Source organism: Streptomyces fungicidicus (assembly GCF_003665435.1).
Lineage (GTDB): Bacteria > Actinomycetota > Actinomycetes > Streptomycetales > Streptomycetaceae > Streptomyces > Streptomyces fungicidicus.
On record NZ_CP023407.1, the window covers coordinates 4498573 to 4519795 of the forward strand.

Consider the following 21223-nt stretch of genomic DNA (forward strand, 5'->3'; position numbering starts at 1 on the left):
AGCACGCCCGCGCCGTTCACCCCCGGCGAAGCCGCGCCGGAACTCACCCCCGGGTCGCGGGCCATGGTCTCGTCGGAGTCGTCGAGCACCGGCCACGAGCCCGTGACGGACCTCTCCGACCTCCCGCCCCTGTGGCCGGGGCGCCGGGGGCTCGCCGCAGCCCGGCCCGCCGTCCCGCTGCTCGCCGCGCTCGCCCTGTGGGGGTACGCGGTGCGGCACACCGATGTCTCGCGGCTCGACGACTTCGGACTCGTCACCGCGCTCCACCCCGCCTTCTGGGCCGGACTGGTGGTGCTCACGGCCGGTTTCGGGTTCACGGTCCGCGGTCCGCGACGGGCCGGCGGCTGGCCGGCGGCGTACGTGCTCGGGCTGCTGGTGATGGAGCGCGCGACGCAGGCCGTGCTCTACCCCACCCCGCTCTACGCCTGGGCGTGGAAGCACGACGGCGTCGTGGACCACCTGCTGACGGCCGGCGGCCTCCAGACCGCCGACCAGGTCGGCGACATGGCCGTGTACGACCAGTGGCCCGGCTTCTTCGCCGCCCAGGCCGCGCTGGTGCGGCTGCTGGGCGTGGAGTCCACGGCGATGTACATGGCCTGGTGGCCGCTGGTCTCCAGCCTGATGCTGCTGCTCCCGCTGCTGCTGATCTACCGCACCTTCACCGAGGACCCCCGGCTGATCTGGACCGCGGTCTGGCTGTTCTACGTCGCCAACTGGGTGGGGCAGGACTACTTCTCCCCCCAGTCGGTGGCGTTCGCGCTGCACCTCGGGGTGCTGGCCGTGGTCCTGCGCCGGTACGGCCGGTCGCACGGAGGGCGCGCCCGGCAGGGGCAGGCCGTCTGGACGGTCGTGCTGAGCGTGCTGGTGGTGGCGATGGTCGTCTCGCACCAGCTCACCCCCGGCATGCTGGCCGTCTCGCTGCTCGCCCTGTGCCTGCTCCGCCGCTCCCGGGACTGGGTCCCGGCGGTCACCACGGTCGTGATCTTCCTGGCCTGGTGTCTGACGGCCGCGCTGCCCTTCCTGTCGGCCGCGATGCCGGACATGATCCGCTCCGTGGGCGACGTCGGCGGCAACGTGGCCACCGGTTACGGCACCACCCCGACCGGCACCGGGGCGGTCGCGACCTCCTGGGCGGCCCGGCTGCTGTCCGGCACGGTGATGCTGCTGGCGGTGGCCGGCGTGTGGCGTCAGCGGGTGCTGCGGCACCGGGCGATGCCGCTGCTGCTGGTCGCGGCGGCCCCGCTGCCGATGATCGTGGCGAGCAGCTACGGCAGCGAGATGATCTTCCGGGTGCTGATGTTCATGCTGCCCGGCGCCGCCTTCTTCGCCGCCGCCGCGCTGCTGCCCCCGGTGCGCACCCTCGCGGCCGAGGCCGGGACGGACGCCCGCGCCGCGGCACCCGCGGGGACCGGCGGACGGGGCGGCGTCGCCTTCTGGGGCCCGCTGGTCGCGCTGCTCGCCCTGACCCTCGCCTTCGTCCCGAGCTACTCGGGCAAGGACCGGATCAACTACTTCCCGCCGGGCGAGGTCGCCCTGGTCCAGCGGCTCTTCGACGAGGCGCCCGCGGGCTCCCTGGTCGTCGCCGCCAACCGCAACTACCCGCTCGCCCACCAGTCGTACGGGACCGTCGGCCACTACTGGTTCCTGGACGACGACCGCCGGCACGTCGACGAGATCCTCAGGAGCCCGGCCGCCACCCTCGCCCGCGACATGGCCGGAGTGGAGCGCCCGGGCCGCGCCTACCTGCTGCTCACCCAGGGGCAGCGGGCCGACTCGGAAATGAACGGTCAGCTCACCGGCGACCAGCTGGACCGCATACAGGAGTCCGTCGCCGCCTCCCCCCGCTTCCGCGAGGTCGCGGAGAACGGGGCGGGCGTGGTCTACGAACTCCGGACCGAAGGAGGAGCGGCGCGATGACACCCCAGGACCTCATGGCGCGCATGCTCCCGCCGTTCGCCGGCTGGCTGGCGCTGGCCGCCCTCGCGCTGCCCGGCGGCTCGCCACTGCGCGGCGCGGCGGTCGCCGTGTTCCTGGCGGCCGGCCCCGGCGCGGCACTGGTCGGCCTCTGCGGGCCGGCACTGCGCGCACGCCCCGCCCGGGGGCCGGTCGAGACCCGCAGGAGCGGCTTCGCCCACCGCTCCGACCAGCTGGAGCGGCTGATGCTGGTCGTCCTCGTCAGCGTCGGCGCGGTGATGGTCGTCGCGACGGCGCTGATCGCCACGCACACCTTCAGCGCACCACGGGTGCTGCTGACGCTGACCCTCCTGACCACCCTCGCCGCGTTCTGCCCGCGGCTGCGCGCCTCACCGGCGCCCGGCACACCGAAGGGTTCCGTTCCGTGACGTCCCACCGCACCTTTCGCCCCGGCGGCGGCCGACGGCGGCTGCTGCTCACGTCCGCCACGGTCGTCGGCGCGCTCCTCGTCGCCCTGCTCGCCCTGCGCGACGCCTCCGGTCCGGCACGGCCCTCCGCGACGCGCGCGGAATGCCGGCCCACGGCCCTGCTCGAACCGCCGTGCGGCGCCTGGTTCGGCGCGTTCGTGCCGCACGACCGGCACGACCTGGCGGACAGGGTGCGGGCCTACGAGGAACGCGTGGGCCGCACCCTCGACGTCGTCTACACGTACCACGACATGTCCCTGCCCCAAGAGGCTCGCAGGGAGGGGCAGTTGCTCACCCCGGAGGAACAGGACGTCGGCGAGGACCGCATGCTGCTGCTGTCCTGGGAGAGCAAGTGGTGGGGCGGTACGGAGGAACAGCAGCCGACGTGGAAGGAGATCGCGGCCGGGGGGCTGGACCGGACCGTCATCGACGTCCAGGCCCGGCGGATCAAGGACTACGGCGAGCGCACCGGCAGGAAGGTCTTCCTCTCCTTCGACCTGGAGATGGACACCCGCACCCCGCAGAACGGCACACCGGCCGAGTACGTGAAGGCGTACCGGCACATCCACGACCGGTTCCGGGAGCTGGGTGTCGACAACGTGGTGTGGACCTGGATCATCACCGGCTACCTCGGCCACGCCGCCCTGTTCGAGCGGATGTACCCGGGGGACCGGTACGTCGACTGGATCGGCTACAACCAGTACAACTACTACCGCTGCCACAACGCGGACTGGCTCACCTTCGCGCAGACCCAGACCGCCGCCCACGCGTGGATACGCGCGCACATCTCCGGCGACAAGCCGCTGATGCTCTCCGAGTTCGGCACCGCGGACGACCCGGCCCGCCCCGGCCGGCAGGCCGAGTGGTACGCGCGGGTGCCGCGGGTGCTGAAGAGCCTGGACGGGGTCAGGGCGGCCCTCCAGTGGAACCACCGGGACCCCGGCCCCCACTGCGATCTGTCGGTGGCCGGGGACGCGGCGTGGGCGAGCCTGCGCGAGGCGGTGTCCGACCCGTACCTGAACCAGCCGTCGGGCTGACGGGGCCGGCCGGCGGCGCTCAGCCCGCGAAGCGCGGCCCGTTGAGCGCCGCCAGGCCGCGCCGGTACCAGCGCCAGGCGAGCGTCCGCGCACCGTCCCCGTACGGGGCGATCCGCGCCCCGTCGCCCGCCAGCCAGGCCTCGACGTCGGCGACGGTGTGGCTCCTGCGGACGATCAGCCGGGCGATGCGGTAGCGCTCGTCCCGGCCGGAACTGAGCGCGTGCCGCACGGCGGTGGCCGTCTCGTATCCGGCACGGGCGGCCATGGCGCGCACCCGCGGACTGTTGTAGCCGTGCGGATAGGCGAGGTGCGGGACGGAGTGGCCGAGAGCGTCCTCCAGCACGGCCTTGGAGTCGACCAGTTCGGCGCGCAGCCGGCGGGGGGTGAGCGTGTCCAGCTGGGCGTGGGTGACGGTGTGGCTGCCGATCTCCATCCCGGACCGCTCCAGCCGCACCGCCCGGTCCAGGGTCATCATCGGCGCGGGCGGCAGCAGACTGCGGCCGCCCGGGGCCACGGCGCCGGTGGTGAGATAGGCGGTGGCGGGCAGTCCACGGGCGGCCAGGGCGTCGGCGGTGGGGCCGGGCAGGTCGGCGAAGCCGTCGTCGAAGGTGAGCAGCACCGGCCGCGGCGGCAGCGGCGCCCGCCCGGCGAGATGGCCGGCCAGGGCGCTGATGGTGACGGGCGTGCGGCCGCTGTCCACGACGGCGTCCAGGTGGGCCGCGAACTGCCGGGGCGTGACGGTGAACTCGGCGATCCAGTCCGGCGGATCGTCCATCACGGCGTGGTAGAGGAACACGGGCACGGCCGCCGGGTTCATCGCGTCCCCCTTCCCGCCGTGCTCACCGGGGCGCGCCGGGCCCGCAGATAACCGAGCGGCCCGTACAGCATTCCCCTGCGCTGCAGTCGTGACAGACGGCGCGGCCAGGGATGGGTGCGGGTGTCATGCGCGCCCGGCGCACCGCCGCCGTCCGTGTCGCGCGCCTCGGTCAGCGCGCGGGCGCGGGCCAGACCGCGCGGCAGCCGGGCGAGGAACGCCGGCAGCAGCGCGGGACGGTTGACCAGGATCGCGGTGAGATAGGCGGTGAGGCCGGCCCCGTAGCCGTACGCCTGGGTCTCCAGGTCGGACCAGGTCTCCCGGTGGTGGTGCCACACCAGCGCGTACGGCGTGTAGCGCAGCCGGTGCCCCTGGGCGAGGACGCGGACGAAGCCGTACAGGTCGTCGCCGCCCCGCGCGGCCGTCCCGGCTCCGGTCGCCGGGTCGAATCCGCCGACGGCACGCAGCACGTCCGTGCGGAACGCCATGTTCGCGCCGGAGCCGAAGCGGCCCGCGGTGAAGGGGAACAGCGGCTCGTCGCGCGGCGGGTCCCCGGGGTCGTACGTCGTCGGGGTGAAGCCCTTCGCGAAGCCGCCGTGGCTCTCCAGGAGGACCTGGGCCGGGGTGCGCAGCCGGGCGGGCAGGATCAGCCCGGTGGCGCAGCCGAGCCGCGGGTCGGCGGCGAACGGCGCGGTCAGTTCGCCGAGCCAGCGGGGATCGGCCACCACGTCGTCGTCGGTGAAGGCGACGACCTCGCCCCGCGCCAGCGCCAGCCCCCTGTTGTGCGCGACCGCGAGTCCTGGCACCGGCTCGCACACGTAGCGCACCCGCTCCCCGTACTTCCGCTCCACCAGTTCCCGGGTCCCGCCGGTCACCGGCGCGTTGTCGACGACGACGACCTCGAACCGCGGATGGTCCTGCGCGAGCAGCGAGTCCAGCGCCCGGGCGAGCTGCCCGGCCCGCTCCCGGGTGGCCACGACGACCGAGGCGTACGGCGGCACCGCCGCATTCCCCGCCGCATTCCCCGCCGCATTCCCCGCCGCGTTCCCCGCCGCGTCCCCCGCGGCGGCCTCCCGCGGCGCCCCGGAGGCCGCCGCCGTCAGGACCGCCCGCGGGTCCGCGCCCTCCGGCACACGGGTCAGCAGGGTGGCCACCGGCCGGCCCGACCGTCTGACCAGCAGGAACACCTCGCCATGGGTCACCGGCGGGCCCCCGGGGCCGGGTCTCAGCACGGCCTCGTCACCGTCCAGGTCGAGGTCGGCGACCTGCACGGCGCCGATCTCCAGGAACCGCCGTATCTCCTCCCGCACCACCGCTCTCCGGGACACCCGTCCTCCCCTCCTCACGGCCGGCGCAGCCGCGCCGCGCCCCTCAGGACCCGCGACGCCGGCGCCGCGAGGCGCGGATGGGCGCGGACGAAGCCGTGCGCGCGGCGCACGGGCTCACGGCTCAGCCAGTGCAGCGCCGCGCCCACGCCCGGACGGGTCACCGCCCCCTCGTAGACGGCGAGTTCGCCCGTCTTCAGCGAGTCCTTGTACTCGGCGGGGCCGCGCCCCATGTCGAGCATCCCGATGCCCTCGGCCGCCGCCGCCTCGGCCATCCGCAGATGCAGCACGAGACCGGGCGAGTACTTCGCGAACTCCACGTCGTAGGCCGGGAACCAGCAGGCCAGCACGGACGCCGACCGCAGCCCGAAGTGCGCGGCGACCGGGCGGTCACCGGCGTACAGGACCGACAGGGTGCCCGTGCACTGCGCGGACCGGGTCTCGGCGAGCCGGCCCACGAGCCGGGCGATCCACTCCCGCGCGAACCGGTCGCGGCGCCCGGTCCTGCGGTACTGCGCCGACTTCCACCCGACGAGCGCGCGCAGCGCGGCCGGGTCCCGCTCGTCGAAGACGAACCGCACGGCCCCGGCCCGGCGGCCCAGCCTGCGCTCCTTGGCCAGCGTGGTCTTCAGGAACTTCGGCGACTGGGTGCGCAGCACCGACTCGTACGTCTCGTAGCCCTTCTCCACGTCGATGACGTAGGTGGCGTGCTCCTCGGCCGCGTACGGCACGAACAACCCCTGGCCGGCCTCCAGGTTGTCGAAGGCGAAGCTCGACACCGAGCAGCCGCGCAGCAGTTCACCGGCCTCCGGGGCCGCACCGGGGGCCAGGACCGCGCCCTGGCAGTCCGACACCCCGAGCCCGATCGCCCTGCCCTGCCCCCACGCGCCCCGCTCGTACGGCAGGAAGCCCGCCGGTTCCGCCCGCTCGTACAGCACCGCGACCCGGGCCTGTGGCCGGACCCGGCCCACCGCGACGGTGAACTCCGGTTCCATGAAGGGGTTGCGCGGCGCGTCCGCCAGGGCGCGCAGTTCCCGCCAGCGCTCCCGCTCCCCCTCGCCGAGTTCCCGCGGACTCAGCACACGCATGCGTCCACCGCTCACCTGACCCCCCGATCAAGTCCCCCCTGGACATCTGGAAGGTACCGCCCGGGACCGGCTCGCCGGTAGATAGCGGCGCATGTTCTCGCCAAACGGGGAAAGAGTCCTCAACCGGTCCGTACCCGGCGATGACGGAAGGCGAACCGCACCGAAAGCGAGCCGTTCCGTACACGGTGGGCAGCGGATCCGTCCACGGTGAATCGGGCCGTCGTGTTGTCCGTATTCTCTGATCATGGCCGCACCCACCGCATATTCACTCATCGCCACCGACCTGGACGGGACGCTGCTGCGCGGCGACGACACCCTCTCCGACCGGTCCCTCGCCGCGCTCGCGCGGGCGGAGCGGGCCGGCGCGCGGCACCTCGTGGTGACGGGGCGCCCGGCTCCCAGAGTGCAGCCGCTCCTGGACGACCTCGGCTGCACGGGGCTCGCGGTGTGCGGACAGGGCGCGCAGGTGTACGACGCCGGCGCGGACCGGATGCTGTGGTCCGTCACGCTGGACCGGGAACTGGCGGAGACCGCGCTCGGCAAGATCGAGGCCGAGGTGGGGGAGGTGTACGCCGCGGTCGACCAGGACGGGGTCGACGGGCTGACGCTGATCGAGCCCGGCTATCTGATGCCGCACCCGACCCTGCCTGCCGTACGGGTCGAGCGGCGCGCCGAGCTGTGGGACCGGCCGATCAGCAAGGTGCTGCTGCGCCACCCGGACCTGTCCGACGACGCGTTGGCGGCGGCGGCGCGGTCGGTGGTCGGCTCGCTGGCCACGGTCACCATGTCGGGGCCGGGCACCGTGGAGCTCCAGCCGTGCGGGGTGACCAAGGCGACCGGTCTCGCGCTGGCCGCCGAGCACCTGGGGCTGAGCGCGGCCGGGACCGTCGCCTTCGGCGACATGCCGAACGACATCCCCATGTTCGACTGGGCCGCCCACGGGGTCGCCATGGGCAACGCGCATCCGGAGCTGAAGGCGGTGGCCGACGAGGTCACCACGTCGAACGAGGACGACGGCGTGGCCGTCGTCCTCGAGCGACTGTTCGATGGTGCGGCCGTGCTGGGCCGTCAGCGGTCGGCTCAGTACGCGCTGAAGACGTTGTCGATGGAGCCGTAGCGGTCGGCGGCGTAGTTGCAGGCCGCCGTGATGTTCGCGACCGGGTCGTACGGGTCGAAGGCGGTGCCGGGCACGTGGTAGGCCTGGAAGGTCGGGTCGATGACCTGCAGCAGACCCTTCGACGGGGTGCCGGCGGCGGCGTTGGAGTCCCAGTTGTTGATGGCGAGCGGGTTGCCGGAGGACTCGCGCATGATGTTGCGGTGGATGCCGTCGTAGCTGCCGGGGATGCCGTTCTGCGCCATGACGTCCAGCGACTCGCGGATCCAGCCGTCGAGGTTGTCCGGGTAGGCCGTCGTGGAGGCGGCGGCCGCGGTGGTGTCGGTGGTCGCCGCGGAGGCGGCGGTGGCGCCGAACAGCGGCAGGGCGACCATGGCGACGCCGGTGCCGGCGACGGCGAGCGAGCGGACGAGGCGGCGGTTGCCGAAGCGCGGGCGCTGGGCGGGAGCAGACATGTGTGGGTTCCTCTCCTACGCCTGCGAGGTGAGCTGTCGGGTTCGGGCGGGAGAGTGCCCGGCCGTGCCCCTGCGGGCATGGCTTCACCCCGAGCCGTCCCGGCGCGTGGCCGGTCCGGCGGCTTACCTGGGTCCCCCGCTCCTGCCGTACTGAGTGATCGTCGGTGGTGGATGCGGGCGGCGGCAGGATTAGGCGTCCACCCGGCAGGCCGGGAACGTATGCGAGAGCGGATGCCGGGAACAAGTGTGGGAATCACATAAGGGGCCGTTTGATCTTCGAATGGGGGTTTTGGGCTACTTGATCCTTTGCGATTGCCAAGGGTCAACTTCCGTCCGGTGGAAGGGGAAACGCCGGTGCGGGGGAGGGGCGGACGGGCGGCGTTCGGGCGTGACTCACTTCACTGGCGGCAGGCCCGGAGAGTATTTACCGCCAAGGGGAATTCGCTTGCCAATTGCGGCAAATCGGACGGCGGTCCGGGCAGGATGGTTGGCGGGTCGCTACGCCCGGGAAGTAGGGGAATGTCCGTTGCTATCAGCCGATCAAAAGCACTCCGTTCCCGGTCCCGTACCGCCCTGCCCGTAACCCTGGGCGCTGGCGGTGATCGAAACGTGACCGGATACGCTGACTCGAGTGATGGCAGCGACCTATCGACAATCCCTGTAATCGCCAGAAGACACCAGCAGACAGGAGACCCCTCGTGACCGTCGTCGGGCCGTTCGGGCTGAGCGTGCGGGACCAGGCTCTGGAAGCCGATGTCCAGGCCGGATTGACGGCTGTCGAGGAGGGACTGCTCGAGGCCACCAAGAGCGAGGTGCCCCTCATCACGGGGGCCGCCCAGCACCTGGTGCGGGCCGGCGGCAAACGCTTCCGCCCCCTGCTGGTGATGCTCTCCGCCCAGTTCGGCGACCCCTACGCGCCCGGTGTCGTGCCCTCGGCCGTGGTGGTGGAGCTGACCCACCTGGCCACGCTCTACCACGACGACGTGATGGACGAGGCCGAGGTGCGCCGCGGAGTCGCCAGCGCGAACGCCCGCTGGGGAAACTCCGTCGCGGTCCTCACCGGCGACTTCCTGTTCGCCCGGGCCTCGCACATCCTGGCCGACCTCGGCCCGGAGGCGGTACGGGTACAGGCCGAGGCGTTCGAACGGCTGGTCACCGGGCAGATCCTGGAGACCGCGGGACCCCAGGACGGCCGTGACCCGGTCGACCACTACCTGGACGTGCTCGGCGGCAAGACCGGCTCGCTGGTCGCGGTCTCCTGCCGCTTCGGCGCGATGATGTCCGGCGCCGACGACACGGTCGTGGACGTCCTCACCCAGTACGGCGAACGGCTCGGCGTCGCCTTCCAGCTCGCCGACGACGTCCTGGACATCGCCTCCGACTCCCACGAGTCCGGCAAGACCCCCGGCACCGACCTGCGCGAGGGCATCGCCACGCTGCCCGTGCTGCGGCTGCGCGAGCGCGCGGCCCGGCTCGGACTCGCCGACGACCTCGCCCTGTGCGAGCTGCTGGACTCCGACCTCACCGACGACGCCCGGCACGCCGAGGCGCTGCGGCTGCTGCGCGCCCACCCCGCGCTGGAGCACGCCCGCCGGGACACCGTCCGCTACGCCGAGGAGGCGCGCGCGGCGCTGGCCCCGCTGCGGGAGTGCGAGGCGAAGGCGGCGCTCGTGCAGCTGTGCGACGCGGTGGTGCACCGGGCGGGCTGAACCGGCCCGAACTCCCCCGCGACCCCTAATGGTCGGGGGAGGAAACCGCCCCCCGTGTCATACCCCAGCAGTACACGGAGTTGCGTCCGGGGTCTGACGAATCCGCCTGCGGAATTTGGGCAGATGGACAACGACGGACAACACCACTTCTCACCGATTCGGGTGAGAATGGCGGCTCGGGGTGAGACTGGTGCGAGGACACGAGACGGAAGCCGCCGCCGACCACGGAGGTAGGGCACACATGGCACCGTACGAATCCGACGACACGACGACCGTGGGCGAGGCCGACGAGCCGCGCCCGGCGCGGCGCAGGGCCGCCCGGTACGTCGTCCCGGTCACGGTGATGGGGGTGGCGGCCGCGACCATCGGGCTCGTCCCCGCCCTCGCCGACTCCGGCGACCCGGACCTGCCGGAGATCACCGCCGCGCAGCTGATAGAGAAGATCGCGAAGTCGGACGTCGAGCGGCTGTCCGGCACCGTGAAGATCACCACGGACCTCGGTCTGCCGGACCTCGGCGGCCTGGAGAGCGGCCTCGCCTCCGGCGCCATGGAGCGCGGCGGGGAGGGCGGCTCCTCGGCCGACCCGACCGCCAAGCTCACCGAACTGGCCTCCGGCACGCACACGCTGCGCGTCGCGGCCGACGGCCCGGACAAGCAGAAGCTGTCGCTCCTCGAGAACGCCGCCGAGTACAGCCTCATCCACGACGGCAAGGACGTCTGGGGCTACGACAGCGCGTCCAACGAGGTCTACCACAGCACGGTCGACCCGTCCGGCGAGGACCGGGAGCAGCAGCCCCCGGCCACCCCGAAGGACTTCGCCGAGGAGGCCCTGAAGTCGGTCGACGACACCACGTCCGTGACCGTCGACGGCACCGCGCAGGTGGCCGGCCGGGACGCGTACAAGCTGGTCGTCAAGCCCCGGCAGTCCGGCTCCACGGTCGGCGCCATCAGCATCGCGGTGGACCACAAAACCGGCATGCCGCTGAAGTTCACGCTCACCCCGGCGAGCGGCGGCTCGGCCGTCGTGGACGTCGGCTTCACCAAGGTGAGCTTCGACAAGCCGGACGCCTCCACGTTCGCTTTCACCCCGCCCAAAGGCGCCAAGGTGACCGAGGACGACGGACGGGCCGAGGGCCGGGAGCACTCCGGGAAGCCGGAGAAGGCCCCCAAGTCCGAGGAGGACCTGGCCAAGGGTCTCGACGGGCTGAAGATGCTCGGCGAGGGCTGGAACTCCATCGCCACCTTCGACACCGGCGGCCGGGGCGGCCTGCCCACCGGTGAGGCGGGCGGCGACCTCGGCGGCTTCCTCGACTCGCTCGGCGACCGCGTCAAGGGCGACTTCGGCACGGGCACGGTGTTCAGCACCCGCCTGGTCAACGCCCTGATCACCGAGGACGGCAAGGTCTACGTGGGCGCGGTCACCAAGGACGCCCTCGTGAAGGCGGCCGACGCGGGGAAGTAGGGCCCCGGGACCTTACGACGTGACAGGGAACGAGGGAGCCGATGGGCGAGGCGTCCGCCACCGGACCGGAGCGGCGCGAAGAGAGGGACCCGGGTGACGGTGTCATCACCACCCGCGCCCTCACCAAGCGCTACCGCGGCGGACAGCTCGCCGTGGACGGTCTGCACCTGACCGTCCCGGCGGGCAGCGTCTTCGGCTTCCTCGGTCCCAACGGCTCCGGCAAGACCACCACCATCCGCATGCTGATGGGCCTGATCGAGCCCACCTCCGGCACGGCGCACGTCCTGGGGCGCCCCATGCCGCGCTCCGCGCGCGCCGTGCTGCCCCACGTCGGCGCCCTCATCGAGGGCCCGGCCCTGTACGGCTTCCTGTCCGGCCGGGACAACCTCCTGCGCTACGACTCCGCCGACCCGACCGCCGATCCGCGCACCCGGCGGGCCCGCGTCGCCGCCGCCCTGGACCGGGTCGGCCTGACGGCCGCCGCGGGCAAGAAGGCGAAGGCGTACTCCCTCGGCATGAAGCAGCGGCTCGGCCTCGCGGCCGCCCTGCTCCAGCCGCGCCGGCTGCTCGTCCTGGACGAGCCGACCAACGGCCTCGACCCGCAGGGCATGCGGGAGATCCGCACCCTCGTCCGTGAACTGGCCCTGGACGGCACCACCGTCTTCCTCTCCTCCCACCTGCTCGACGAGATCGAGCAGGTGTGCACCCACGCCGCCGTCATGGCGCAGGGCCGGCTGATCACCCAGGGTCCGGTCGCCGACCTGGCCGCGGGGGCCCGTGGCCGGCTGGCGGTGACGACGCCGGACCCGTCGGACGCGGCCCGGGTGCTGAAGGAACAGGGCGTCGCCGACGTCGTCGTGGCCGAGGAGCGGGTGACCGGCGAGGTGCCCGAACGCGATCTCGCCGAGGTGAACGCGGCGCTGGTCGCCGCCGGGGTCCGGGTACGCGGCTTCGGAGTGGAACGGGCCTCGCTCGAGGACGCGTTCGTGGCGCTGACCGGAGAGGGTTTCGATGTCGCAGGCTGAAGCGGTGCGGAAGGCGAGCCCGCTGTGGACCCTCGGCCTGTTCCGCAGCGAGCTGCTCACCACCTTCCGGCGCTGGCGCACCCTGGCGCTGCTCGGGGTGCTGGCTGCCGTGCCGGTCCTGGTCGGCATCGCGGTGCGGATCGAGACCGGTGACGGCTCGTCGGCCGGTGGCGGGGGCGGCGGGGGCGGCGGCCCCGCGTTCATCTCGCAGATCACCAACAACGGCCTGTTCCTGGTCTTCACCGCGCTCGCCGCCATACTGCCGTTCTTCCTGCCCATGGCGATCGGAGTGGTCGCGGGCGACGCCGTCGCCGGCGAGGCCGGCGCCGGCACCCTGCGCTATCTGCTGGTGGCCCCCGCCGGGCGGAGCCGCCTGCTGCTCACCAAGTACGCGGCCGTCATGACGTTCTGTCTGGTCGCCACGCTCGTGGTCGCCGTCTCGGCGCTGATCACCGGAGCGCTGCTGTTCCCGCTGGGCGACCTGACCACCATCTCGGGCACCCGCATCGGTTTCTCCGAGGGGCTGGCGAGGGCGCTGCTGATCGCCCTGGTCGTCGCCGTGTCACTGATCGGGGTGGCGGCGCTCGGCCTGTTCGTCTCGACGCTGACCAACAGCGGCATCGCGGCGATGGCGACCACGGTGGGGCTGCTGATCACGGTCCAGATCCTCGACCAGATCCCCCAGCTGCACGCCCTCCACCCCTACCTCTTCTCCCACTACTGGCTGTCCTTCGCCGACCTGATGCGCGAACCGGTCTACTGGGACGACCTGACGAAGAACCTCGGCCTCCAGGCCCTGTACGCGGCGGTGTTCGGCTCGGCGGCGTGGGCGCGGTTCACGGCGAAGGACATCACCGCCTAGAAACGCGGTGGCGCGGACGGGCCGGGGCGTGTGACCGTGCCGCCCATGGGCAACTCACGGGCGTATCCCGTCCTCCGCACCACCGACGCGGCCGAGGCGTACCGGCAGGCCAGGCGGCTGTGCGCGCTGCTGGAGCACATCGACGACCGGATCTGGCTCTTCGCCGTGATGCGGACGCCCCGGGAGGTCCGGGAGATGGCCGGCCTCGTCCCCGGGGCGTCCTTCGAGTACGAGGAGACCCGCCGTGACCCCGCGACGGGAGAGTTGCTCGGCTTCGACCTCGACGTGTCCACGCTGGACGACACCGCACTGCGGACGCACCTGCCGCTGTCCTTCAGCGAGGACGTCCCGCGCGGGGACGTCGAGGAACGGTTCCTCGCCGCCCTGGGCGACGGCATGGCTTCCATCCGGTGGGAGGGGCGCTGGCCGGACGACCCCGAGATCGACTCGCACGGGCACTGGAACTACGACGGGATCCAGATCGTGTTCCACGGTGACGAGGCCCAGTACGACTACAAGTGGACCGAGGACCACACCGTCTTCGTCCATGTGACCAAGCACGGCGACCCCGAGCGGGCCCAGAAGCTCGCCGCCCACATCGGCAGCGAGGTGCTCGGCGAGGAGCAGCTCGGCTGGTGAGCCGCCGGTCTCAGTCGCTCTCGTAGGGGAACCGGGCGAACGGCGCCTCCCCCGCGAAGAAGGTCTTGGCCCGCGCCAGCGCCTCCGTGTCCTTCAGCACGTCCCCCGGCCTGCTGCCGTTGCCGAGCAGCACGCCGCCGAACCGCATCCCCATGTACGCGGCCGAGTTGTTCAGCGTGCCGGCCAGCGGGTCGGCGACCGCCGCCTCCTCGTGCGCGAGGGCGGTGACGCCCCAGAGGGTGCGGCCCGCCATGGTCGCCTTGAAGTCGAGACCCGGAGTGCGCAGCCAGCCCGACCAGTGATCGAGGTAGCGCTTGGTGTGCGCGGACACCGAGTACCAGTACAGCGGCGAGGCGATCACCAGGTCCGTCGCCGCGAGGGTGGCGTCGAGGAGCAGTCCCGCGCTGCCCCCGGCGGGGCGGACGTGGTCGCTGTCGTGGCGCAGGTCCTCGAAGTCGGGCAGGGGGTGGGCCGTGAGGTCGATCCACTGCTGCTCCACGTCCGGGGGCAGCTGTTCGGCGGCCCGGCGGGCCAGCAGTTCGGTGTTGCCGTCGGGGCGGGCGCTGCCCAGGACGAAGAGGAAACGGCGATTCATGATCATCCCCAGATGCTCGGCGTACGCCATTTACAGGCACCTGCATCATATGCGCGTGCAAGTAAAACTCCAAGGGGGTCAGCCGACGGCACCACGCCGCTCCGCCTCCCCGGCCACGGCGAGCAGCAGTTCCTCCCGGCCGTGCGGTGCCACCAGCTGGAGCCCGGCCGGGCAGCCGTCGGCGCCGAAGCCGGCCGTCAGGCTCAGCGCGGGATGCCCGCTGACGTTGAAAGCCCAGGTCAGCGCCGTGGAGTAGACGTCACCCGGACCCTCGTGGCCGTGCGGCGCGGTGGGCGCCGTCGGGGTGAGCAGCAGCTCGGCGCCGGAGAAGAGGAGGCCGAGGCGCCGGTCGTTCCCGGCCCGGACGCGGTGGACGGCGGCGGGGTCGGCGCCGGGGGTGCGCAGAGCCAGCCACGCCGGGGCGGGGTCGAGGAGCAGCGGCCCGGCCGGGGGCCGTACGAGCCGTACGACACCGGCGTCGGCCAGCCGACCCACCGCCGCTCGGGCCAGCGCCACGGGCTCCGGGTCGGGGCAGGCGAAACCGAGGTCGGGGGACCAGACGGCGGTGACGGGGAGGGGCGGCGGGACCTCGCCGGCCGGGGGCCGACCCGACATCGCCCGCCACCAGGCCGCCGCGTCCGAGGCCGTGCGGGTGAGGACTCCGGGGGCCGCCAGCCCCGTACGGTCGGGGGAGGGGAGACGCCCGTTGGTCGCCTTCAGCCCCAGGACCCCGCACCACGCCGCCGGGATCCGCACCGAGCCCGCGCCGTCGCTGCCGGTCGCCAGCGGCACCAGGCCGGCCGCCACCGCCGCCGCCGACCCGGCGGAGGAGCCGCCCGGCGTGCGGTCCGCCCGCCACGGGTTGACGGTACGGCCGTGCGCCCCGAGCCCCCAGGTCTGCCAGGGCGTTCCCGGACCGGGCACCGAGGTGGCCCCGACGGCGACACAGCCGGCCGCGAGCAGGGGTCCCGCCGCACGCCGTCCGCGCCGCCCCTTGACCGCGACGGGCACCCCGGCCAGCGGCAGGAACTCCCCGGCGGCGACCCGCGCGTCCACCTCCTCCGCCCGCGCCGCCGCCTCCTCGCCCCACACCTCGGTGAACGCGCACAGCACCGGATCGGCCCGCTCGATCCGCGCCAGCGCTTCCGCCGCCACGTCCACGGCCCGCAGCCGCCGCCCGCGCACGGCGGAGGCGATCTCCCCGGCCGAGGCGGACGCAGGGGAGCCGTACCGATGAACGCCCGCCACGCCGACCCCCCTCCCGCGCTCTTCGCCGGTCACGGTACGTGCCGGGGGCCGGCGGCGGGGGCGCGGCCGATACGCTTGGCCGGCGATGCGTGAGGACGAGGATGCCGAGGCCGCCGTGGACGGCGACAGCGTGGACGTGATGCTGGCCGAGCTGCGGAGCGAGTGGGCCGGACTGGACGTGTCGTCCAGCGAGGTGGTCGCCCGCCTGCTGCGCGCGGCCCAACTGTTGGAGGAGCGGTTCACCGCCCAGCTGCGCCGCGCGGGCGGCATGGCCGTGGCCAACGTCGGGGACTTCGACGTGCTGCACGCCCTGCGCCGCAGCGGCCCGCCCTACGCGCTGACGCCGGGACAGCTGCGCCGGGCGCTGGTCGTCTCCTCCGCGGGGCTCACGGGCAGGTTCAACCGGCTGGAGCGGGAGGGCTGGATCGAGCGCGGTCCGTCCCCCGTCGACGGCAGGAGCACCCTGGTCCGTCTGACGGAGGAGGGCCGGACGAACGTGGACCGCGTGCTGGAACGGCACTTCGGCCTGGAACGCGACGTGCTCTCCGTGCTGGAACCGGGCGAGCGCGCGTCGGTCGCGCACGCCCTGCGCAAGCTCCTGATGTCCCTGGAGGACGACGTCCGCTGAGGCGGGGGCGGAGGCCGTGTCAGGCCGCTCCCGCGGCGGTCCCGAGGATCACCGCGACGCACAGCACGATCAGCCCCGTGGTGACCACGGCCATGGCGACGGCCATCTCCCGTGTGACGCGGCGGTGGCGGGCCGCGTACTGCGCCTGGACCTGCTCGATGCGTTCCGCGATGTGCCGGGTGACCTGACGGGCGTTCTCCTCCTGCTGCTCGGCGTACGCCTGTTCGATCATCAGGCGCTGGTCGGTGGTGAGGCCGGGCAGCGCCTCGGCGAAGTCCCGCGCCTTGCGGTGCGCCTCCCGGCGGCCGGCCTCCCGGTGGAGGTAGCCCTCCAGCTGGTGCAGGCCGAGGGCGGCTTCATGACGTGCGTCCATGGACGGCTCCTCAACGTTCGCGGGCGGCGATCCCGGGGTGGTGCAGGTCGAATGCGGGGGACTCGCTGCGGACCTGCGGCAGGGCGATGAAGTTGTGCCGCGGCGGCGGGCTGGAGGTCGCCCATTCCAGGGAGCGCCCCCAGCCCCAGGGGTCGTCGACGCCGACCGGCTCGCCGTACCTGGCGGTCTTCCAGACGTTGTAGAAGAACGGCAGCATCGACAGGCCGAGCAGGAACGAGGCGATCGTGGAGACGGTGTTCAGGGCGGTGAAGCCGTCGGCCGCGAGGTAGTCGGCGTAGCGGCGCGGCATGCCCTCCGTGCCCAGCCAGTGCTGGACCAGGAAAGTGCCGTGGAAGCCGGTGAACAGCGTCCAGAAGGTGATCTTGCCCAGCCGCTCGTCGAGCATCGTGCCGGTGAACTTCGGCCACCAGAAGTGGAATCCGGCGAACATGGCGAAGACGACCGTGCCGAAGACGACGTAGTGGAAGTGGGCGACCACGAAGTACGAGTCCGTGACGTGGAAGTCCAGCGGCGGTGAGGCGAGGATGACGCCGGTCAGCCCTCCGAACAGGAAGGTGACCAGGAAGCCCATGGTCCACAGCATCGGGGTCTCGAAACTGATGGACCCCTTCCACATGGTGCCGATCCAGTTGAAGAACTTCACTCCGGTGGGGATCGCGATGAGGAAGGTCATGAAGGAGAAGAACGGCAGCAGCACCCCGCCGGTGGCGTACATGTGGTGCGCCCACACCGTCACCGACAGACCGGCGATGGCGATGGTCGCGCCGATCAGGCCCATGTAGCCGAACATCGGCTTGCGGGAGAAGACCGGGATGATCTCGCTGATGATGCCGAAGAACGGCAGCGCCAGGATGTACACCTCGGGGTGGCCGAAGAACCAGAACAGGTGCTGCCACAGCAGCGCCCCGCCGTTCGACGGATCGAAGATCCGGGCCCCGAACCTCCGGTCGAACTCCAGCGCGAACAGTGCGGCGGCCAGCACCGGGAAGGCCAGCAGGACCAGCACGCTGGTGAGCAGCACGTTCCAGGTGAAGATCGGCATCCGGAACATCGTCATACCGGGCGCGCGCATACAGATGATCGTGGTGATGAAGTTGACCGCGCCCAGGATGGTGCCGAAGCCCTGCATCGCCAGACCCATGATCCACAGGTCGCTGCCGCTGCCCGGCGAGCGGACGGTGTCGGACAGCGGGGTGTAGGCGGTCCAGCCGAAGTCGGCGGCCCCGTCCGGGGTGAGGAAACCGCCCAGCGCGATCAGCGAGCCGAACAGGAAGAGCCAGTAGGCGAACATGTTCAGCCGGGGGAACGCCACGTCGGGCGCGCCGATCTGCAGCGGCATGATCCAGTTGGCGAAACCGGAGAAGACCGGCGTCGCGAACATGAACAGCATCACGGTGCCGTGCATGGTGAAGGCCTGGTTGAACTGCTCGTTCGACACGATCTGCAGTCCCGGCCGGGCCAGTTCGGCGCGCATCAGCAGGGCCATCAGCCCGCCGACGCAGAAGAACACGAACGAGGTGACCAGATAGAGGGTGCCGATCCGCTTGTGGTCGGTCGTGGTCAGCATCGCCACCACGGCCCGGCCCGGCGAGCGGCGCCGCCCTTCCATGGCCGGCCGCGGTGGCGAGGCGGGCGGTGACAGCGCGGGCTGGGGCACGGCAGTCCTCCAAGTGCGTGCGAGACCTCCGGGCGTGCGATGCCTGCGCACCGAGTGGCCCGGCCTCTGGCAGACTATCTCGCTCGCGAGAGAAATAAATTCCGGGGTGGGGGCGAGGACATGCGCGTGCCAGGTGATCATGCCGGACGGAGGCCGCGGGGCCGGTGTCTCAGCGTGCCGCGCCCGTCAGCCGGGCCAGGGACTCCGTCTCGCGGGGCGGCCGGCCGCCCAGGTCGCCCAGCCGCCACTCGTTCACCCACGGCACGCGGTACACGTCGATCACCGATTCGACGAGCCGGACCCGCTGGGCGAGCGGACGGGGCAGCCGCCCGGGGGCGTCCGCCACCAGGACGACGGCGTCGAGGTCCAGCCCCTCGGGTGTCTCGCCGCGCCGGAACAGGTCCACCACCGGGACCACCGCGTCCAGCCCGGCCGCGTGGGTCCGGGCGACCAGCAGCACCGACCGCGGATCGGCGGGGCCGGGCCAGGCGCGTCCGCTGTCATGACCGCCGTAGACCGCGGCGAGCGTGGAGACGCCCGCGCCGCCGTGCAGGCCGACCCAGGAGAAGCGCCGGGCCGTCGCCCGGGCGTGGGCGGGCTCCGGCGGGGCCGTCTCCGGCGCCGCCACCGGTCCCCGTATCCAGATCTCCGGTCCCTCTCGCATGCCTGTGCCCATGGCCCCTCTCCTGCTCGGCACCTCGATCTTCATGCCGCCGAGCGGCCCGGAAACCGGTGCGGACGGCCGTTGGGACGAGCCTGTGACAACGTGGTGACGTGAGAAGCGCGCGCGAGCGGACACACTCGACGGCAGGTGTACGACCCGAATGAGGGGACGATGTCTCGACTCAGCCGCGAGCACAAGCGGGAACAGCAGCAGGCCGCACACGCGGCGGACCTTGCGGCGGCGCCGATCGACGTCCATGTCCCGGTCGGCGGGGTGGGCGCGGGCGGGGCGTCGGTCGGCGGGCTGAAGGTGATCGCCGGGCCCGGCGAGGAGATCCAGCAGGCGGTGCTGAACCGTCTCCACCGCATCGCCATCGCCTCGGGGCACCCCGTCCTCGCCACCGTGCACGACGAACGCATCGGCTACGTCCTCCCGCTCCGGGTCGACCCGGACGGCTCCAGCCACTTCACGGGCCAGCCGGTCCGCACGGGACCCGCGCGGGACACGGAACCCGCGCGGGAGACCGGTTCCGACCGGCCGACCCACCTGCTGCGCCCCGTGCCGGAGTCGGCGGCGCAGACGCCGCCGGAGCCGGCGCCCGTACGGGACTCCACCCCCACCTTCAAGCTGCGCCCCGTCCCCGACCCGGAGGCGCCCCGGGACGCCGTGCCCACGTTCGCCTTGCGGAAGGTGCCCGAGCAGGCGGAGACGCGGGCCACGCCTCCCGGCACGGTCGCCCCGCCGACGGGCGAGTTCGGACCGCCCCCGGCCATGGACGCGAGGCCGCACCCGGACCCCGCGGCCGACCGGCCCCGCACCCCGGAAGCGGCCCCGCCGGCCGAGCCCGAGCCCCTCTACGACCCCGATCCCAAGCCCACCCCGCCCCGCGGTTTCGACGCCGTGGCGGAGGCGGTGCTCGGTGACGAACCCGCCGTCTCCGGCGACAACCACCTCGCCGAACCCATGGCGCGGGTCAACGACGCCGTGCGGACGGGCAGGATCGACGCGGCGGCCCGGCTGGCCGAGGAGACCGTCGCGGAGGCGTCCGGGACCCTGGGGCCGGAGCACCCTGAGGTGCTGCGGCTGCGTGAGCTCGCCGCGTACATCGCCTATCTGGCCGGGGAGCCGCTGCGCGCCTTCCGGATGTCCCTCGACCTCGCCGTGATCTGCCGCCGCGCGGGAGACGCGGAGGCCGCCTACGGCAACGTCCGCAGCGCGGCGACCGCCTGGCGCGCGGTGCGCGAGCCGCTGCCCGGACTGGAACTCGGGCACGAGCTGATCGCCCTGTGGACCGAGCTCACCGCCGAGGACGGCCCCGCCGCCGACGAGATCGAGGAACTGGAGTCCGCCCGCGCCCGCATGGGCCGGCTGACCGAACGCGCCCGCGCCCAGCAGCCCTGAGCGGCGGGCCGGACCGGGAGCCGCCCGGCGAGTCGGCCCGAGCACGCGGAGGCGGGGTCAGTGCCGGCGTGCACGCCGGCCCCCGCGACTCGTCGCCTCCACGCCCGGCTTCTCCGGCGCGCTGGAGTGGCCGCCTCGCACCGGCTCCCTCTTCCGTCCCGGTCGGCCGCACCGGCCCCCGCGGACCGGGGCCGGCGGGACCCGCGAGTCCTCCGTGTCCGATCCGTGCCGGGCAGCGGCCTAGTGCAGACAGAACTCGTTGCCCTCCGGGTCCGCCATCACGAGCCAGCTCCCGGACGGCTCCTCCACCCGGCGCAGCACCCGCGCGCCGAGCCCCTCCAGCCGCGCCTGCTCCTCCTCGCGGCTGCCCGCACCGGGGTGCAGATCGAGGTGGAGCCGGTTCTTGGCCGTCTTCGCCTCCGGCACCCGCTGGAACAGCAGCCGCCGCCCGTGGCCGGTGCCGCTCTCCTCCTCGTACGGGTCGTCGGGGTGCCGTACCGCCGCCAGGTCGCGCCATGCCCGGCGGCCGTGGGACTCGACGGTGAGGTCGGCCGGCACGGCGCCCGCGCCGAGCAGCTTCCCGATCAGCGCGCTGTGGTCCTCGACCACGTACCGGAGGGCCGCGGCCCAGAAGTCCGCCTGCGCGTGCGGGTCGCCCGCGTCGACGACGACCTTCCAGTGCACGGGGGTGGCCGGTGTCGGTGTCTGCGTCATGCGCTCAGTTA

Annotated in this window: 21 protein-coding genes and 1 riboswitch; of the genes, 11 read left to right on the forward strand and 10 right to left on the reverse strand. The window is 73.1% G+C overall.

Features of this window, described 5'->3' with window-relative positions:
• Positions 1 to 63: 63 nt before the first annotated feature.
• From CNQ36_RS20610 to CNQ36_RS20620, 3 genes are read left to right on the forward strand one after another with little or no spacing between them, the layout of a single operon-like run.
• Positions 64 to 1917 (forward strand): glycosyltransferase, encoded by a 1854-nt coding sequence (locus tag CNQ36_RS20610; protein WP_228313027.1) that lies wholly within the window; start codon positions 64 to 66, stop codon positions 1915 to 1917.
• Complete coding sequence (locus CNQ36_RS20615; protein WP_121547092.1) at positions 1914 to 2342, forward strand: hypothetical protein; 429 nt, start codon at positions 1914 to 1916, stop codon at positions 2340 to 2342. Before CNQ36_RS20610 ends, CNQ36_RS20615 begins: the two co-directional genes overlap by 4 nt.
• On the forward strand, positions 2339 to 3418 hold the full coding sequence (locus CNQ36_RS20620) for a glycosyl hydrolase (RefSeq protein ID WP_228313028.1): 1080 nt from the start codon (positions 2339 to 2341) through the stop codon (positions 3416 to 3418). Before CNQ36_RS20615 ends, CNQ36_RS20620 begins: the two co-directional genes overlap by 4 nt.
• 19 nt (positions 3419 to 3437) lie before the next feature.
• Here the strand turns inward: CNQ36_RS20620 and CNQ36_RS20625 are convergent, their stop codons facing one another.
• From CNQ36_RS20625 to CNQ36_RS20635, 3 genes are read right to left on the reverse strand one after another with little or no spacing between them, the layout of a single operon-like run.
• Positions 3438 to 4235, reverse strand: coding sequence for a polysaccharide deacetylase family protein (locus CNQ36_RS20625; RefSeq protein ID WP_206278481.1), 798 nt, complete (start codon positions 4233 to 4235; stop codon positions 3438 to 3440).
• Positions 4232 to 5560 (reverse strand): glycosyltransferase family 2 protein, encoded by a 1329-nt coding sequence (locus tag CNQ36_RS20630; protein WP_121547094.1) that lies wholly within the window; start codon positions 5558 to 5560, stop codon positions 4232 to 4234. Before CNQ36_RS20630 ends, CNQ36_RS20625 begins: the two co-directional genes overlap by 4 nt.
• A 14-nt stretch (positions 5561 to 5574) precedes the next feature.
• Positions 5575 to 6645 carry a GNAT family N-acetyltransferase gene (locus CNQ36_RS20635; protein WP_121547095.1) on the reverse strand — a complete coding sequence of 357 codons (1071 nt, stop codon included), beginning with the start codon at positions 6643 to 6645 and terminating at the stop codon, positions 5575 to 5577.
• A gap of 244 nt (positions 6646 to 6889) precedes the next feature.
• Between CNQ36_RS20635 and CNQ36_RS20640 the strand changes: the two genes are divergently transcribed.
• Entirely contained in the window at positions 6890 to 7762 is an 873-nt protein-coding gene (locus tag CNQ36_RS20640) for an HAD family hydrolase (RefSeq protein ID WP_121547096.1), read from the forward strand.
• Here the strand turns inward: CNQ36_RS20640 and CNQ36_RS20645 are convergent.
• Positions 7726 to 8214, reverse strand: coding sequence for a transglycosylase SLT domain-containing protein (locus tag CNQ36_RS20645; RefSeq protein ID WP_121547097.1), 489 nt, complete (start codon positions 8212 to 8214; stop codon positions 7726 to 7728). The genes CNQ36_RS20640 and CNQ36_RS20645 overlap by 37 nt on opposite strands.
• A 3-nt stretch (positions 8215 to 8217) precedes the next feature.
• A riboswitch (cyclic di-AMP (ydaO/yuaA leader) is annotated at positions 8218 to 8381 on the reverse strand.
• Positions 8382 to 8912: 531 nt separating this feature from the next.
• Between CNQ36_RS20645 and CNQ36_RS20650 the strand changes: the two genes are divergently transcribed.
• The 5 genes from CNQ36_RS20650 (at position 8913) to CNQ36_RS20670 (ending at position 13911) form a co-directional block, all read left to right on the forward strand.
• Positions 8913 to 9923, forward strand: a complete 1011-nt coding sequence (locus CNQ36_RS20650) for a polyprenyl synthetase family protein (protein ID WP_004927530.1) — start codon at positions 8913 to 8915, stop codon at positions 9921 to 9923.
• Between the two features lie 241 nt (positions 9924 to 10164).
• Positions 10165 to 11385 carry a LolA family protein gene (locus CNQ36_RS20655; protein ID WP_121547098.1) on the forward strand — a complete coding sequence of 407 codons (1221 nt, stop codon included), beginning with the start codon at positions 10165 to 10167 and terminating at the stop codon, positions 11383 to 11385.
• Between the two features lie 41 nt (positions 11386 to 11426).
• Positions 11427 to 12410, forward strand: a complete 984-nt coding sequence (locus tag CNQ36_RS20660) for an ABC transporter ATP-binding protein (protein WP_121547099.1) — start codon at positions 11427 to 11429, stop codon at positions 12408 to 12410.
• Positions 12397 to 13272: an ABC transporter permease gene (locus tag CNQ36_RS20665; protein WP_121547100.1), complete on the forward strand. Its 876-nt coding sequence runs from the start codon at positions 12397 to 12399 to the stop codon at positions 13270 to 13272. Before CNQ36_RS20660 ends, CNQ36_RS20665 begins: the two co-directional genes overlap by 14 nt.
• 45 nt (positions 13273 to 13317) lie before the next feature.
• The gene (locus CNQ36_RS20670; protein ID WP_163013316.1) at positions 13318 to 13911 is read left to right on the forward strand and encodes a hypothetical protein; all 594 of its coding nucleotides are present in this window, start codon (positions 13318 to 13320) and stop codon (positions 13909 to 13911) included.
• Positions 13912 to 13921: 10 nt separating this feature from the next.
• On the opposite strand, the gene CNQ36_RS20675 is transcribed toward CNQ36_RS20670, so the two are convergent.
• Together CNQ36_RS20675 and CNQ36_RS20680 are read right to left on the reverse strand one after the other, a co-directional pair.
• Positions 13922 to 14506 carry a flavodoxin family protein gene (locus CNQ36_RS20675; RefSeq protein WP_040908560.1) on the reverse strand — a complete coding sequence of 195 codons (585 nt, stop codon included), beginning with the start codon at positions 14504 to 14506 and terminating at the stop codon, positions 13922 to 13924.
• Between the two features lie 78 nt (positions 14507 to 14584).
• Positions 14585 to 15754 (reverse strand): amidase, encoded by a 1170-nt coding sequence (locus CNQ36_RS20680; RefSeq protein ID WP_121547102.1) that lies wholly within the window; start codon positions 15752 to 15754, stop codon positions 14585 to 14587.
• An 85-nt stretch (positions 15755 to 15839) separates the two neighbouring features.
• On the opposite strand from CNQ36_RS20680, the gene CNQ36_RS20685 reads away from it, so the two are divergent.
• Positions 15840 to 16382: a MarR family winged helix-turn-helix transcriptional regulator gene (locus CNQ36_RS20685; protein WP_121547103.1), complete on the forward strand. Its 543-nt coding sequence runs from the start codon at positions 15840 to 15842 to the stop codon at positions 16380 to 16382.
• A 19-nt stretch (positions 16383 to 16401) separates the two neighbouring features.
• On the opposite strand, the gene CNQ36_RS20690 is transcribed toward CNQ36_RS20685, so the two are convergent.
• From CNQ36_RS20690 to CNQ36_RS20700, 3 genes are all read right to left on the reverse strand, one after another.
• Complete coding sequence (locus CNQ36_RS20690) at positions 16402 to 16755, reverse strand: hypothetical protein (RefSeq protein WP_121547104.1); 354 nt, start codon at positions 16753 to 16755, stop codon at positions 16402 to 16404.
• 10 nt (positions 16756 to 16765) lie between these two features.
• On the reverse strand, positions 16766 to 18385 hold the full coding sequence (gene ctaD, locus CNQ36_RS20695; protein WP_121548535.1) for an aa3-type cytochrome oxidase subunit I: 1620 nt from the start codon (positions 18383 to 18385) through the stop codon (positions 16766 to 16768).
• A 217-nt stretch (positions 18386 to 18602) separates the two neighbouring features.
• The gene (locus CNQ36_RS20700) at positions 18603 to 19109 is read right to left on the reverse strand and encodes a DUF6668 family protein (RefSeq protein WP_121547105.1); all 507 of its coding nucleotides are present in this window, start codon (positions 19107 to 19109) and stop codon (positions 18603 to 18605) included.
• A gap of 159 nt (positions 19110 to 19268) precedes the next feature.
• On the opposite strand from CNQ36_RS20700, the gene CNQ36_RS20705 reads away from it, so the two are divergent.
• A complete protein-coding gene (locus CNQ36_RS20705) occupies positions 19269 to 20498 on the forward strand; it encodes a tetratricopeptide repeat protein (RefSeq protein WP_121547106.1) in 1230 nt (409 codons plus the stop codon).
• Positions 20499 to 20738: 240 nt separating this feature from the next.
• Here CNQ36_RS20705 and CNQ36_RS20710 read toward each other — a convergent pair whose 3' ends face one another.
• On the reverse strand, positions 20739 to 21212 hold the full coding sequence (locus CNQ36_RS20710) for a VOC family protein (RefSeq protein WP_121547107.1): 474 nt from the start codon (positions 21210 to 21212) through the stop codon (positions 20739 to 20741).
• Positions 21213 to 21223: the final 11 nt, after the last annotated feature.